This is a genomic window from Aeromicrobium sp. JP4 (assembly GCF_054957925.1).
The window spans coordinates 1,001,986-1,014,858 of sequence record NZ_CM143290.1 but is presented as its reverse complement, the minus strand read 5'-3'; the positions used below and the strand labels follow the sequence as shown (position 1 = coordinate 1,014,858).

At 71.7% G+C, this 12,873-nt stretch carries 13 protein-coding genes; 8 read left to right on the top strand and 5 right to left on the bottom strand.

What is annotated here, in order from left to right:
* Window positions 1-22 precede the first annotated feature (22 nt).
* Both ACY1JX_RS04985 and era read left to right on the top strand, forming a co-directional pair.
* Window positions 23-355, top strand: coding sequence for a cytidine/deoxycytidylate deaminase family protein (locus ACY1JX_RS04985; RefSeq protein WP_078698607.1), 333 nt, complete (start codon window positions 23-25; stop codon window positions 353-355).
* Window positions 352-1,278 carry a GTPase Era gene (era, locus tag ACY1JX_RS04980; RefSeq protein ID WP_078698606.1) on the top strand — a complete coding sequence of 309 codons (927 nt, stop codon included), beginning with the start codon at window positions 352-354 and terminating at the stop codon, window positions 1,276-1,278. The genes ACY1JX_RS04985 and era overlap by 4 nt, the downstream gene beginning before the upstream one ends.
* Here era and ACY1JX_RS04975 read toward each other — a convergent pair.
* From ACY1JX_RS04975 to ACY1JX_RS04965, 3 genes are all read right to left on the bottom strand, one after another.
* Window positions 1,275-2,432: an HNH endonuclease signature motif containing protein gene (locus ACY1JX_RS04975; protein ID WP_462565401.1), complete on the bottom strand. Its 1,158-nt coding sequence runs from the start codon at window positions 2,430-2,432 to the stop codon at window positions 1,275-1,277. The genes era and ACY1JX_RS04975 overlap by 4 nt on opposite strands.
* Window positions 2,433-2,515: 83 nt before the next feature.
* On the bottom strand, window positions 2,516-2,659 hold the full coding sequence (locus ACY1JX_RS04970; protein ID WP_462565400.1) for a hypothetical protein: 144 nt from the start codon (window positions 2,657-2,659) through the stop codon (window positions 2,516-2,518).
* On the bottom strand, window positions 2,656-3,492 hold the full coding sequence (locus ACY1JX_RS04965) for a LysR family transcriptional regulator ArgP (RefSeq protein WP_462565399.1): 837 nt from the start codon (window positions 3,490-3,492) through the stop codon (window positions 2,656-2,658). Before ACY1JX_RS04965 ends, ACY1JX_RS04970 begins: the two co-directional genes overlap by 4 nt.
* 78 nt (window positions 3,493-3,570) lie before the next feature.
* On the opposite strand from ACY1JX_RS04965, the gene ACY1JX_RS04960 reads away from it, so the two are divergent.
* The gene (locus ACY1JX_RS04960) at window positions 3,571-4,170 is read left to right on the top strand and encodes a LysE/ArgO family amino acid transporter (protein WP_462565398.1); all 600 of its coding nucleotides are present in this window, start codon (window positions 3,571-3,573) and stop codon (window positions 4,168-4,170) included.
* A gap of 29 nt (window positions 4,171-4,199) precedes the next feature.
* Window positions 4,200-5,213, top strand: coding sequence for a PHP domain-containing protein (locus ACY1JX_RS04955; protein WP_462565397.1), 1,014 nt, complete (start codon window positions 4,200-4,202; stop codon window positions 5,211-5,213).
* A 52-nt stretch (window positions 5,214-5,265) separates the two neighbouring features.
* Here ACY1JX_RS04955 and ACY1JX_RS04950 read toward each other — a convergent pair whose 3' ends face one another.
* Window positions 5,266-5,712: a flavodoxin family protein gene (locus ACY1JX_RS04950; RefSeq protein ID WP_462565396.1), complete on the bottom strand. Its 447-nt coding sequence runs from the start codon at window positions 5,710-5,712 to the stop codon at window positions 5,266-5,268.
* Window positions 5,713-5,781: 69 nt separating this feature from the next.
* On the opposite strand from ACY1JX_RS04950, the gene ACY1JX_RS04945 reads away from it, so the two are divergent.
* The 3 genes from ACY1JX_RS04945 to ACY1JX_RS04935 are packed head-to-tail and all read left to right on the top strand — an operon-like array spanning window position 5,782 to window position 9,961.
* Window positions 5,782-6,696 carry an AAA family ATPase gene (locus ACY1JX_RS04945; protein ID WP_181755305.1) on the top strand — a complete coding sequence of 305 codons (915 nt, stop codon included), beginning with the start codon at window positions 5,782-5,784 and terminating at the stop codon, window positions 6,694-6,696.
* Window positions 6,697-6,698: 2 nt separating this feature from the next.
* Window positions 6,699-7,838 (top strand): DUF58 domain-containing protein, encoded by a 1,140-nt coding sequence (locus tag ACY1JX_RS04940; protein WP_462565395.1) that lies wholly within the window; start codon window positions 6,699-6,701, stop codon window positions 7,836-7,838.
* Window positions 7,835-9,961 carry a transglutaminase TgpA family protein gene (locus tag ACY1JX_RS04935; protein WP_462565394.1) on the top strand — a complete coding sequence of 709 codons (2,127 nt, stop codon included), beginning with the start codon at window positions 7,835-7,837 and terminating at the stop codon, window positions 9,959-9,961. The genes ACY1JX_RS04940 and ACY1JX_RS04935 overlap by 4 nt, the downstream gene beginning before the upstream one ends.
* Before the next feature lie 3 nt (window positions 9,962-9,964).
* On the opposite strand, the gene ACY1JX_RS04930 is transcribed toward ACY1JX_RS04935, so the two are convergent.
* Window positions 9,965-10,942 carry a glutathione S-transferase C-terminal domain-containing protein gene (locus ACY1JX_RS04930; protein WP_462565393.1) on the bottom strand — a complete coding sequence of 326 codons (978 nt, stop codon included), beginning with the start codon at window positions 10,940-10,942 and terminating at the stop codon, window positions 9,965-9,967.
* 190 nt (window positions 10,943-11,132) lie between these two features.
* Here ACY1JX_RS04930 and leuA point away from each other — a divergent pair, with 190 nt between their 5' ends.
* A complete protein-coding gene (gene leuA, locus ACY1JX_RS04925) occupies window positions 11,133-12,866 on the top strand; it encodes a 2-isopropylmalate synthase (RefSeq protein ID WP_462565392.1) in 1,734 nt (577 codons plus the stop codon).
* Window positions 12,867-12,873 lie beyond the last annotated feature (7 nt).

Here is a 12,873-nt window from a genome sequence, read left to right as displayed (position 1 = left end):
GCCCGGCCGGTACATTCGTCGCATGGACCTGACCCCCGAGGACGCCAAGCTCGTGACGCTCGCCCGGACCTCTCGTGCCCGTCTCGGCGTGGCGCAGGGAGCTGCCGTGCGCGACCTCGACGGGCGCACGTACACGTCGGCCACGGTCCACCTCGACACGCTGCGCGTCTCGGCCCTCGACCTCGCCGTCGCGATGGCGGTCTCGTCCGGGGCCAAGGGCCTCGAGGCGGCCGCGCTGGTGACCGAGGGTGACGTCCCGGTCGGCCTCGACTCGGTGATCGAGTTCGGCGGCGCGGGCGTCACCGTGGTGGTCGCCGACCCGGCCGGTGCCGTCGACACGGTGCTGTCCACATGAGCACCCCCGAGGGATTCCGCTCGGGCTTCGCCTGCTTCGTCGGCCGCCCCAACGCCGGCAAGTCCACGCTGACCAACGCCCTCGTGGGCGGCAAGGTGGCCATCACCTCCTCGCGCCCCCAGACCACCCGCCACGTCATCCGCGGTCTCGTCCACCGCGACGACGCCCAGCTCGTCCTCGTGGACACGCCCGGCCTGCACAAGCCGCGCACGCTGCTGGGCCAGCGCCTGAACGACCTGGTCCGCACCACGTGGGCGGAGGTCGACACCGTCGGCATGTGCCTGCCGGCGAACGAGAAGATCGGCCCGGGCGACCGGTACCTCATCAAGGAGATCGCCGCGCTGCGCCGCAAGCCGGTCTTCGCGATCGCGACCAAGACCGACCTCGTGACCCCGGCCCGCCTGGCGGAGCACCTCATGGACATCGCCGCCGCCGGCGAGGAGGCCGGGCTGACATGGCGCGAGGTCGTGCCCGTCTCGGCCGTGGCGGGTGAGCAGGTCGACCTGCTGGCCTCGCTGCTGATCGACACCCTGCCGGCCGGACCGCCGCTGTACCCCGAGGGTCAGCTCACCGACGAGCCCGAGGAGACGCTGATCGCGGAGATCATCCGCGAGGCCGCGCTCGAGGGCGTGCACGACGAGCTGCCGCACTCGCTCGCCGTGGTGGTCGAGGAGGTCGTGCCCCGCGAGGACCGGCCCGCCGAGAAGCCGCTGCTCGACGTGCGCGCCAACGTCTACGTGGAGCGCGACAGCCAGAAGGGCATCATCATCGGCAAGAAGGGCTCGCGGCTCAAGCAGATCGGCATCGACTCGCGCGGCCAGATCGAGCGCCTGCTGGGCACGCCGGTGCACCTGGACCTGCACGTGAAGGTCGCCAAGGACTGGCAGCGCGACCCGCGCCAGCTGCGCAAGCTCGGCTTCTAGGCCACGCGGTAGCGCTCGACGTGCTCCATCGCCCGGTCGAGGTGCCGGTCGTCGAGGTGTCCGTGGGACTTCATGTTGTGGTGCCGTCGGCACAGGCAGCGCAGGTTGTCCGCCGACGTGGTGCCGCCGCGGTCGTACGCGAGCTCGTGGTCGAGGTCGGTGCTGCGCGCCGGGGTCCGGCAGCCGGCCACCCGGCAGGTGCCGTCGCGCCACCGCAACGCCTCCCTCAGTGACTGCGGTGGCCGGTACGCCAGGACCGTCGTGTCCACCACCCGTCCGACCGGATCGAGGACGAGACGCCGGAACTCCGTGTGCTCGGACTGGGCGAGCTCGCGGGCCCACTCGCTGCTCACCGGCTCGCCGTCCAGCGTGAGGCCAGGTCCGTCGGTGAGCCCGATGAGGTCGGTGGCGGCGATGCTGATCGCGATCTCGGCGTGGATCTCGGTCTCGGTGCCGGTGCAGGAGGTGAGCCAGTGCGCGAGCAGGTCGGCCTGCTTCTGGTCGCGCGTGCGACGGTCGCGCTCGCCCGTCTCACCGTCGATGGCCGGGAGAGCCCGCGCGGCGCGCGTCAGACGGTCGGCGACCGCCACGGCGACTCCGGTGGGCAGGAGCGCGTTCAGCCATGACGTGCCGTCGTCGAGATGGACGACGTTGACGCGGCGCTCCTCGGTGGCGCGAGCGGCCTCGGTCTCCACCTGCTCGGGCTCGAGCCGCGCACGGAGGCGCCGGAGCCACGACCGCAGCTCGCCGACCGTGTGGGACTCTGCGTACTCGACGGCCGCGTGGTCGACCGCCGCGACGGCCTCGGGCGTGCGGAGCTTCTCGACGAGGGCGGCGATCGTGCCGGCCTTCGCAGCATCGATGCGTCCGACGCGGAACGTGGTCCAGACGCGCGGCGTGCGATCGCGGAGGGTGCGCGCCTCGTGGAGGATGCCCCACGTGCGCTGCTCCGAGATGGCAAGCTGCTGCGCCATGTCGAGCACCACTGCGCTGCGGCCGTGCTGCTTGGACACCGGTGCCTGATCGGCGGCGTCCACCAGCTTCGTCGCCCGCTCGAAGTGGTTCAGGACGAGATTCCACGTGGCGTACTCGGCTCGTGCCTGCTCGCGACGAACGTCAGCGAACGCCTCGTCGTCGGTCCGGGCCCTGAACATGACGAAAGCGTAGTACGTGCGTTCGAACTACGGCTGAATCAGACTGATATTCCCGCATGGCGAGACGCGGTCCTCCAGAGGCGTCACGCCACGCGGAAGGTCGCGCGGTAGGCGGTCGGCGAGACCCCGACGGCGCGCTGGAAGTGGCGCCGAAGCGTGGCGGCCGAGCCCGACGCCACGGACTTCCTCGCTGCACTGGCCGCGGGAGCCGCCGACTTCGCCGTCACCGAGGAGCGTGTGTCTGCAGCGTCCCACTGAGCCGGTCGAGCAGCGGGGAGTCCAGCTTCCAGCGCTGCCAGTAGAGCGCCACCAGGGTCACCGAGCGGCCGAGCCGGACCAGCCGGGCGTCGTCGAGGGCGGCTCGGGCCTGTGTCTCGGGCAGCAGGCCCCAGCCGAGCCCGGCCTCGACGGCCGCGCGGAAGTCGTCGGACGAGGGGACCTCGTGGACGACGGCCGGATCGGTGTCGGTGTGCCGGCGCAGCTGCTCGTGCTGGAGGCGGTCCTTGGCGTTGAACACCACCATCGGCATGGCCGACCAGTCGGGACGTCCGCCGGGTCCGAGCAGTCGCGGATGAGCGACCGGGAGGTAGCGCATCGCGCCGAGCGGGGTGACCGAGCAGCCCTGGACCGGGGACGGGTCGCTGGTCACCGCGGCCACCACCTCGCCGCGACGCAGCAGGTCGTGACTGTGGCCCTCGTCCTCCACGCGCAGGCGCAGCGCGACGCCCTCCCACGTGGCCACCTCCGAAAGCACGGGCCGGAACCACGTGGCCAGCGAGTCGGCGTTCACGGCCAGGGCGAGGTCGGTGGGGCCCTCGTCCCACGCCTCGGCGAAGACCAGCTCGAGCTGGCGGCCGAGGCGGACGAGGTCCGCTCCGGCGTCGGTGGGCACGCAGGGCGTGCCGCGGCCCACCAGCACTCGTCCGACCGAGCTCTCGAGGGCACGGATCCGCTGGCTGATCGCGCTCGGCGTCACGTGGAGCCGCGCGGCGGCGGCCTCGAACGAGCCGGTGTCGGCGATCGCGACCAAGGCGGCGAGCTGGGCGGGGGAGAGGTCCATCGAGCCAGTTAAGCATTCCTTCACGTCATGCAGAAACATTCGTTGGACTTCATCTGGCGCGGAACCTACGGTCGAAGGGTGGTGAACCCCTTCCTGACCGGCATGGTGACCGGTCTGTCCCTCATCGTCGTGATCGGCGCGCAGAACGCCTTCGTCCTCCGGCAGGGGATCCGGCGCGCCCACGTGGCGGTCGTGGTCGCGATCTGCGCGGTCTCCGACCTCGTGCTGATCCTGGCGGGAGTCGCCGGCATCGGCGAGATCGTCGACCGCGCCGGCTGGGTGATCGACGTCGTCACGTGGCTCGGCGTCGCCTTCCTGGTCTGGTACGGGATCGGATCGATCCGCCGCGCGTTCCGGCCCGAACAGCTCGAGGCCACCGGACGGGCGGCCGGCACGGTCCGCACCATCGCGCTGCAGGCGCTGGCGCTCACGTGGCTCAACCCACACGTCTACCTCGACACCGTGGTGCTGCTCGGCTCGATAGCGCAGACGCACGGTCCGGTGGGTCGCTGGTGGTTCGGGGCGGGGGCCTCGGTGGGCAGCGTCGCGTGGTTCTCCGCGCTGGGCTTCGGGGCCACGCGCCTGGCGCCGTTGCTGGCCCGGCCGCGCGCGTGGCAGGTGCTCGACCTGCTGATCGGCCTGGTCATGTTCGTCATCGCCGCCTCCCTGGTCTGGTGACCCGGGCCCATCTCTTGCACGATGGGGGAGTGGACCCCGTCGAGGCGCTGCGCGAGACCGCGTTCTGGTTGGAGCGTGAGCGCGCGTCCAGCTACCGGGTCGAGGCGTTCAGGAAGGCCGCCGCCGCGCTGGCCGACCTGACCGCCGAGGACGTCGCTGAGCGCGCCGGCGCCGGCGCGCTCGCCCGGATGAAGGGGCTCGGCCCGCGCACCATCACGGTCGTGGAGCAGTCTCTCGCAGGCGAGGTCCCCGCGTACCTGGCCGACCTCCGCGAGCGCAACACCGAGCCGCTCGCCGAGGGCGGTGCCGAACTGCGGGCGCTGCTGCGCGGCGACCTGCACAGCCACACCGACTGGTCCGACGGTGGCAGCCCGATCGACGAGATGGCCCGCGCCGCCGCCTGGCGTGGCCGGGAGTACCAGGCGATCACCGACCACTCACCGCGCCTCACGGTCGCGAACGGGCTGAGTCGCGAGCGGCTGGAGGTGCAGCTCGAGGTCATCGCCGACGTGAACGTGAGCGACCCCGGCGTGACCCTGCTGACCGGCATCGAGGTCGACATCCTGGACGACGGCGGGCTCGACCAGGACGACGACCTCCTCGGACGGCTCGACGTGGTGGTCGCGAGCGTGCACTCGAAGCTGCGGATGGACTCCGCCGCGATGACGCGTCGGATGGTGGCCGCCGTATCGAACCCGCACACCGACGTCCTGGGGCACTGCACCGGCCGTCTCGTCGAGGGCTCCCGCGGCACGCGCAAGCAGTCGCAGTTCGACGCCGAGCAGGTCTTCCGCGCGTGCGCCGACCACGGCGTCGCCGTCGAAATCAACTCGCGCACCGAGCGGCAGGACCCGCCCGACGAGCTCATCGACCTGGCGAACGAGCTCGGCTGCCTGTTCTCGATCGACACCGACGCGCACGCGCCGGGTCAGCTGGACTTCCTCGACCATGGCGCCGAGCGCGCGGCGGCGCGCGGACTCGACCCCGACCGGATCGTCACGACCTGGCCGCTGGAGCGGCTGCGCGACTGGCTGAGCCGCTGAGACCGGTGGTTTCGACATGCGGCTCGTTCCTCGCCTGCTACTCAACCACCGGTCACATGAGCAGCGCCGCGAGCGTGCCGCCGAGCTCGGTGGCCGCCTCCAGGTGCGGCTCGACGTCGCCGGTGAACACCAGCGGCGGCGCGGCGAGCGACCACTGCAGGCCCGTGGTGATCGACTCCATGGCGCGCTCGGCGCCGATCGTGTCGTAGCCGCCGCGGATCCAGTACGAGAACGGCCGCTTCGCGGTGGGCTCGCGCACGTCGTTGTAGACGGTGTCGAAGAAGTGCTTGAGCGCGCCCGAGATGTAGCCCAGGTTCGCCGAGGTCCCGAGGACGTAGCCGTCCGCGGAGAGCACGTCCTCGACCGTCGCCTCCAAGGCCTGGCGGACCACGACCTCGACGCCCTCGATCGCGTCGTCGCGCGCGCCGGCAAGCACGGCGTCGCCGAGCTCGGCCAGTCGAGGGGTGGGGCAGTGCTGGACGACGAGCAGGCGGGGCATGGCGTCACGGTATCGCCGGGTCGTTCCGTTCGCGTGTCCGATATTGCTCGGTATGCCTAGGATCGGGCCATGGACTTCGCCGCGGCTGCTCAGTCCGTGCTCGACAACGTCGCCAAGGTGATCGACGGCAAGGAGCACGCGATCGAGACCGCCCTCGTGGTGATGCTCGCGGAGGGTCACCTGCTGATCGAGGACGTCCCCGGCGTCGGCAAGACCGCGCTCGCCCGGGCGCTGGCGCGATCGGTCGACGGGTCGGTGCGCCGCATCCAGTTCACGCCCGACCTGCTGCCGTCCGACGTCACCGGCGTCTCGGTGTTCAACCAGGCCAGGTCGGAGTTCGAGTTCAAGCCCGGAGCGGTGTTCGCGAACATCGTGCTCGGCGACGAGATCAACCGCGCCTCGCCGAAGACCCAGTCCGCGCTGCTCGAGGCGATGGAGGAGCGGCAGGTCTCGGTCGACGGCACCACGTACCCGCTGCCCGCACCGTTCATGGTCGTGGCCACTCAGAACCCCTTCGAGATGGAGGGGACGTACATCCTCCCGGAGGCGCAGCGCGACCGGTTCATGGCGCGCATCTCGCTGGGCTACCCCGACGTCGAGGCCGAGCTGGCGATGCTGCGCGACCGTGACGTCAGGGACCCCGCCGCGCTGCTCGAGCCGGTGATCCTCGTCGACGACCTCCAGCAGATGGTCACCCACGCACGAAGCATCCACGTGGCCGAGTCCGTCGAGCGCTACGTCGTCGCCCTCGCCCGCGCCACGCGCGAGTCCGGCGACCTGCGGCTCGGTGCGAGCCCGCGCGCCACGCTCCAGCTCGTCCGTGCGGCCAAGGCCCTCGCGGCGGTCCGCGACCGCGAGTTCGTCCTGCCCGACGACGTCGTCGAGCTCGCCCCGGTGGTGCTCAGCCACCGCCTCGTCCCCCTCCGCGGCGGTGGGAGCTCGGACGAGATCGTGGCCGACGTCCTGCGCCGGGTCCCGGTCTGACCATGTGGCTCACCGGACGCTCCGTCGCGTTGATCGCGGCCGCGGTGGTGAGCCTCCTGCTGGCCGCCATCGCCGGCATCCCCGCCCTCCTGTACGTCACGGGTCTGTGTGCCGGACTCGTGGCCGTGGCGGTCGTCCTGGCGCTCCTGGCCCGTCCCCGTCTCGACCTCACGCGCACCGTGGTGCCGGCGATCGTCGAGCCCGACGAGGTCGTGGAGGTCGAGATCCGGGTCGGCGTGCGCTCCGGGGTCCCGGTCGTGGCGGGTCACTGGCGCGACCGTCTCCCGAGCACCGTGCTGGGCGAGGCCACGGGCACGGTCCCGGTCACCGACGGCCCGTACGCCACGGTCGGGTACGAGGTGCGGGGCCGCCGTCGGGGCAGCCACGAGCTCGGTCCCTTCTCGGTCATCGTGGGCGACGCGTTCGGCCTCGTGCAGCGCTCGCTGAGCACCAGCGACCGCGACCGCTTCATCGTCCTGCCCCGCCGCAGCCCGCTCGACGTCCGCGTGGGCCCGGCAGGAGCCACCGACGGCGCCACCCGGCTGCACCCCACCTCCGGACTGGGCCAGGACGACGTGATCGCGCGCCCCTACCTGCCCGGCGACGCGCTGAAGCGCTGGCACTGGAAGGCGACCGCGCACCACGGCGAGCCGATGGTCCGGCAGGAGGAGTCCGAGCTGCGCCCCAGCGTGCTCGTCGTGCTCGACGCCGACCCGCGGGTCCACGACCAGGCGGGCTTCGAGTGGAGCATCTCGGCGGCCGCCTCGGTCGTCGCGCACTACGGCACGCGCGGCTTCGACGTCGACCTCGCGACCGGCGCACAGTCCGTGTCGCTGGAATCGGGGCACGGCCTGCAGGACGCCCTCGTGGTGCTGGCGCTGGCCGAGACCGACTCGACGCCGCTGGTCATCCCCGCGCGCGAGCGGACCACGTTCGTGATGACCGGATCGCTCGACACCACGTCCGCCGCCCGGCTCCTCGACGCCGTCCCGTCGCGCGACACGATCGCCTTCGTCGCCCGCGGGACCACCGAGGGTGGACGCGACGTCCTCGCGGCCGCTGGGTGGCACGTCGTCGCGCGGGACGCCGGCGACGGGCTCGAGCAGGCCTGGCTGGCCGCCACCGGGGTGGCGTCGTCATGAGGCGCGAGCGCATGGAGGAGCTGACCGACACGCTCGTCGTGCTGGCCGCCACGGTGATCCTGCTCGGTGGCTTCGCGCCGCTCTTCGAGGGTGTTCGGTGGGTCGTCGTCGTGCTGTCGCTGCTCGTGCCCGTCGCGGCCGTGACGGCGACGGTCCGGATGTGGGCGCCGACCTGGGCGACCCCCGCCGGCGCACTTGCGGCGGTGGTCGGGCTCGTCTGGACGTTCGCGCCCGGCACCACGATCCTCGGCCTGCCGACCCCGTCGTCGCTCGCCGAGCTGTTCGACCTCCTGGGCGAGGCCCGCACCGTGATCGTGGAGGAGGTCGCGCCCATCGTGCCGCCCGATCCGGTGGTCCTGCTCGTGGCGGTGTCCTACCTGGTGATCTTCGTGCTGGCCGACGCGGTGGCGCGGCAGGTGTGGAGGGTGCCGCTGCTCGGTCTGCTCTGGGCGACGATGCTCGTGGTGCCCAGCGTCATCGCGATGGAGATGCCGCCGTGGTGGATCTTCGCGGGCACCGCGATCGCGTGGCTGTGGCTGTGGTGGTCGGAGTCCCCACACGTGGGCGCGATCCCCAGCGGCGCCGCCGCGCTCACGGGCGCCGGGGCGCTGGCCGTGGCGCTCGCGGTCCCGGTGATGGGCCCGGACATCGAGCCCACGTCGAGCGACTTCGGGGTGGCCGAGAGCCAGGTGTTCGGCACCGGCATCAACCCGATGATCGAGCTGGGCCGCAACCTGCGCCAGCAGCAGCCGCGCCGGGTCCTGTCGTACTCGACCGAGGGCACGACTGGGGAGTACCTGAAGGTGGCCACGTTGCGGCAGTTCAACGGCCGCACCTGGAGCCCGAGTCCCGTGCAGAGCGACCTCGACGTGGAAGGCGTCGACGACCTCGACGAGGAGATCGAGACGCAGGAGAAGACGACGAGCATCCGTATCGAGAGCCTGCGGTCGAGCTTCCTGCCCGTGCCGTACCCGGCCACGCGGATCCGTGGGCTCGAGGGCGACTGGCAGTGGCTCCGCGACGGCAGCACGGTGCGCGGCCAGAACCGCACGACCACCGAGGACCAGACCTACACCGTTACCAGCCTGGAACGGCTCCCGACCGCCGACCAGATCCGTGAGGCGGGCTACGCGGGCCGCTCCCTCGACTCCTACCGCTCGCTGCCGCAGGAGGTGCCCGAGATCGTCACGCGGCTCGCGCGCCAGAAGGCGGGCGGCGCCGACAACGACTACGACCGGATGGTCGAGCTGCAGGACTGGCTCCGCACCGAGTTCTCGTACTCCGTCAGAGCCCCGGTGGAGGACGGCTACGACGGCAACGGTCTCGACGTCATGGGGGAGTTCCTGCGGCAGCAGACGGGCTACTGCGTGCACTTCGCCTCGACCCTCGCGGTGATGGGGCGCGTGCTCGACGTGCCCACGCGCGTCGCGGTCGGCTACGCACCCGGTGACAGCCTGCTCGGCCGCACCGTGGACGGCGCCACGTTCGGCGTCGACTCCGACGACCTGCACGCCTGGACCGAGGTGTACTTCCGCGACATCGGCTGGATCGCGTTCGACGCCACTCCCGGCATCGGCGAGCCGACCGAGTTCGCCGAGGAGATCGACTCGTCGGGTGGCTCGGGCGAGGACTCCGAGGTGCCCGAGCAGCAGTCGCGCGAGGACCGCGAGCTGAACGCCCAGGACGACGAGACCGCGGCGCAGGCGCAGACGAGCAGCGGCACGCCGTGGCGGCCCGCCCTGCTCGCCATCGCCACGGTCGCGGTGCTCGGCGCGGTGCCCGGCGTGGTGCGCCAGCTCCGTCGCCGGCGTCGCTGGAGTGCCGGTCAGGCGTCGAGCGAGCCGCTGTGGAGCGAGGTGTCCGACACCGCGCGCGACCTCGGCATCGGACTTGATCCCTCCGAGACTCCCCGCGTCTTCGCCGGGCGGCTCGAGACCTACGGCGTCGGCGGCACCGACCTCGTCGACCTGGTGGACCAGGTGGAGCGCGACCGCTACGCCGTGAGCGCGCCCGGGGCCTCGCGTGTGGACGAGGCGCAGCGGGTGGTCGACTCGCTCCGGGCCGCGAGCAGCCGGCGCGCCCGGTGGTGGGCCCGGCTCGCCCCGCGCTCGCTGCTCAGGTGAGGATCAGCCCCAGATCGAGGTGTCCGGCCCCTTCGGGACGATCTGCGTGGGGTTGATGTCGGTCTGCACCACGTAGTAGTGCTGCTTGATCTGCTCGAAGTCGGTGTTGCCGCCGAACGCGGGGTGCGCGTAGAGGTCGCGCGCGTACCGCCACAGGTTCGGCATCTCCGTCAGCTGGTTCCGGTTGCACTTGAAGTGACCGTGGTAGACCGTGTCGAACCGCGCCAGCGTCGTGAACAGGCGCACGTCGGCCTCGGTGATCGACTCGCCCATGAGGTAGCGGCGGTCCTTCAGGCGGTCCTCGAGCCAGTCCATCGTCGCCCACAACCGGTCGTAGGCCGCCTCGTACGCCTCCTGCGAGCCGGCGAAGCCGCAACGGTAGACGCCGTTGTTCACCTCGGTGAACACCCGCTGCATGACGTCCTCCATCTCGTCGCGCACGTCGGCGGGCCACAGGTCGGGCGCGTCGGGGGAGTGGTGGTCGCGCCACTCGAAGAACAGGTCGTGCGTGATCCAGGGGAAGTCGTTCGTCACGACCTGGCCCGAGGCGATCTCGACGATCGCGGGCACCGTGATGCCGCGCGGGTAGCCGGGGTAGCGGGCGAAGTACGCCTGCTGGAGACGCTCGATGCCCAGGACCGGGTCGACGCCCCCGGGGTCGAGGTCGAAGGTCCAGCTCCGGGAGTCGTGGGTGGGCCCGGGCAGCCCGGCACTGAGGACGTCCTGCAGGCCGAGCAGGTCGCGCACGATCAGCGCGCGCGTCGCCCACGGGCACGCCTTGGCCGCGACCAGGCGGTAGCGGCCCGGCTCGACGGGCCACGTGGGCGAGTCCTCCACCGGCGGCTTCCCGGTGCCGGCGCGGTCGTCCAGCGGCGCTCCGCCGGTGCGCGTGATGCGGTCGGGGATGTAGTTCATGTCGCGGTCGAAGGCAGCTCCGGCCTTGACGTACGAACCGGTCGTGGCGTGCGCGTCGTCGGGCATGCTCCGACCCTAGCCACCGAGCACGAGAATCGCCCCCGCCAGCCGGTGATACGCTGGTCCCATCATGCGGATCGCGAACCTCCTCCTTCGCCGCCGCGTCGAGGTCCTCTGAAGGTCGGACCCCTCGGCGCGGAGTCAGTCATGACCGGCCGCTGAATCGCTCTCCGAGCCATCCGAGGAAGACCTCCACATGAACAGCAACCCCGTCTCGCCCCAGCAGCCGTCGCCGATGCCGTTCGGCCGCTACCAGCCCTTCGCCCCGATCGACCTGCCCGACCGCAGGTGGCCGAGCCAGCAGGTCACGCAGGCCCCGCGCTGGCTCTCCACCGACCTGCGCGACGGCAACCAGGCGCTGATCGACCCGATGACCCCCGCCCGCAAGCGCCGCATGTTCGACCTGCTCGTGCGCATGGGCTACAAGGAGATCGAGGTCGGCTTCCCGTCGGCCAGCCAGACCGACTTCGACTTCGTCCGCTCCCTGATCGAGGGCGACGCGGTGCCCGAGGACGTCACGATCTCGGTGCTGACCCAGGCCCGCGAGGACCTGATCGAGCGCACCGTCGAGTCGCTGGTCGGCGCGCCGCGCGCGAATGTCCACCTGTACAACGCCGTGGCGCCGCTGTTCCGCCGCGTGGTCTTCAACGTCGACCGCGACGAGTGCCGCGCGATCGCCACCCGCGGCACCGAGATGGTGATGAAGTACGCCGAGCAGCTGCTGGGCGACACCGCGTTCGGCTACCAGTACAGCCCCGAGATCTTCACCGGCGCCGAGCTGGAGTTCAGCCTCGAGGTCTCCGAGGCGGTCATGGACGTGTGGCAGCCCGAGGGCGACCGCGAGATCATCCTGAACCTGCCCGCGACGGTCGAGATGGCCACGCCGAACACGTACGCGGACCAGATCGAGTGGTTCAGCCGCCACATCAGCCGCCGCGACGCCGTGGCGATCTCGCTGCACCCGCACAACGACCGCGGCACCGCCGTCGCCGCCACCGAGCTGGCGATGATGGCCGGCGCCGACCGCGTCGAGGGCTGCCTGTTCGGTCACGGCGAGCGCACGGGCAACGTCGACCTGGTGACGCTGGGCATGAACCTGTTCAGCCAGGGCATCGATCCGCAGATCGACTTCTCCGACATCGACGAGGTGCGCCGCACCGTCGAGTACTGCACCAACCTGCCGGTCCACCCGCGCCACCCCTACGCGGGCGACCTGGTCTACACGGCCTTCAGCGGCTCCCACCAGGACGCCATCAAGAAGGGCCTGGAGGACCTCGACCGCATCGCGGCCGAGCGGGGCGTGCCGGTGTCCGAGCTGCCGTGGGAGGCGCCCTACCTGCCGATCGACCCGCACGACGTCGGCCGCACGTACGAGGCCGTCATTCGCGTCAACAGCCAGTCCGGCAAGGGCGGCGTCGCGTACATCATGAAGACCGAGCACCAGCTCGACCTGCCGCGCCGCCTGCAGATCGAGTTCAGCCGGGCCATCCAGTCGATGAGCGAGGGCGAGGCCGGCGAGATTCAGCCCGACCAGATCTGGGGCGCGTTCACGCGCGAGTACCTGGAGCGCGACGAGCCGTACGCGCTGAACAAGTTCAGCTCGGTCACCACCGAGGACGGCCGCGACGAGCAGGTCGTCGACCTCGTCGTCCGCGGCGAGGAGCGCTCGTTCAAGGGTGAGGGCAACGGTCCGGTCGCGGCGTTCGTCGACGGCATGCGTCAGGCCGGTGCCGACATCCGCGTCCTCGACTACAGCGAGCACGCGCTCAGCTCCGGTGGCGACGCCCAGGCCGCGGCCTACGTCGAGTGCGAGATCGCCGGCGAGGTCGTGTGGGGCGTCGGCATCCACGAGAACATCGTCACCGCGTCGCTGCGGGCCGTGGTCTGCGCCGCCAACCGCGCCGAGGCCACCACCATCCCCTCGCACTGAGGCTCGA

Bases quoted from the DNA above. Each gene is read 5' to 3' on its own strand.
- ACY1JX_RS04985 (WP_078698607.1), top strand. From the start codon at position 23: ATGGACCTGACCCCCGAGGACGCCAAGCTCGTGACGCTCGCCCGGACC.
- era (WP_078698606.1), top strand. From the start codon at position 352: ATGAGCACCCCCGAGGGATTCCGCTCGGGCTTCGCCTGCTTCGTCGGC.
- ACY1JX_RS04975 (WP_462565401.1), bottom strand. From the start codon at position 2,432: ATGTTCAGGGCCCGGACCGACGACGAGGCGTTCGCTGACGTTCGTCGC.
- ACY1JX_RS04965 (WP_462565399.1), bottom strand. From the start codon at position 3,492: ATGGACCTCTCCCCCGCCCAGCTCGCCGCCTTGGTCGCGATCGCCGAC.
- ACY1JX_RS04950 (WP_462565396.1), bottom strand. From the start codon at position 5,712: ATGCCCCGCCTGCTCGTCGTCCAGCACTGCCCCACCCCTCGACTGGCC.
- ACY1JX_RS04945 (WP_181755305.1), top strand. From the start codon at position 5,782: ATGGACTTCGCCGCGGCTGCTCAGTCCGTGCTCGACAACGTCGCCAAG.
- ACY1JX_RS04940 (WP_462565395.1), top strand. From the start codon at position 6,699: ATGTGGCTCACCGGACGCTCCGTCGCGTTGATCGCGGCCGCGGTGGTG.
- ACY1JX_RS04935 (WP_462565394.1), top strand. From the start codon at position 7,835: ATGAGGCGCGAGCGCATGGAGGAGCTGACCGACACGCTCGTCGTGCTG.
- ACY1JX_RS04930 (WP_462565393.1), bottom strand. From the start codon at position 10,942: ATGCCCGACGACGCGCACGCCACGACCGGTTCGTACGTCAAGGCCGGA.
- leuA (WP_462565392.1), top strand. From the start codon at position 11,133: ATGAACAGCAACCCCGTCTCGCCCCAGCAGCCGTCGCCGATGCCGTTC.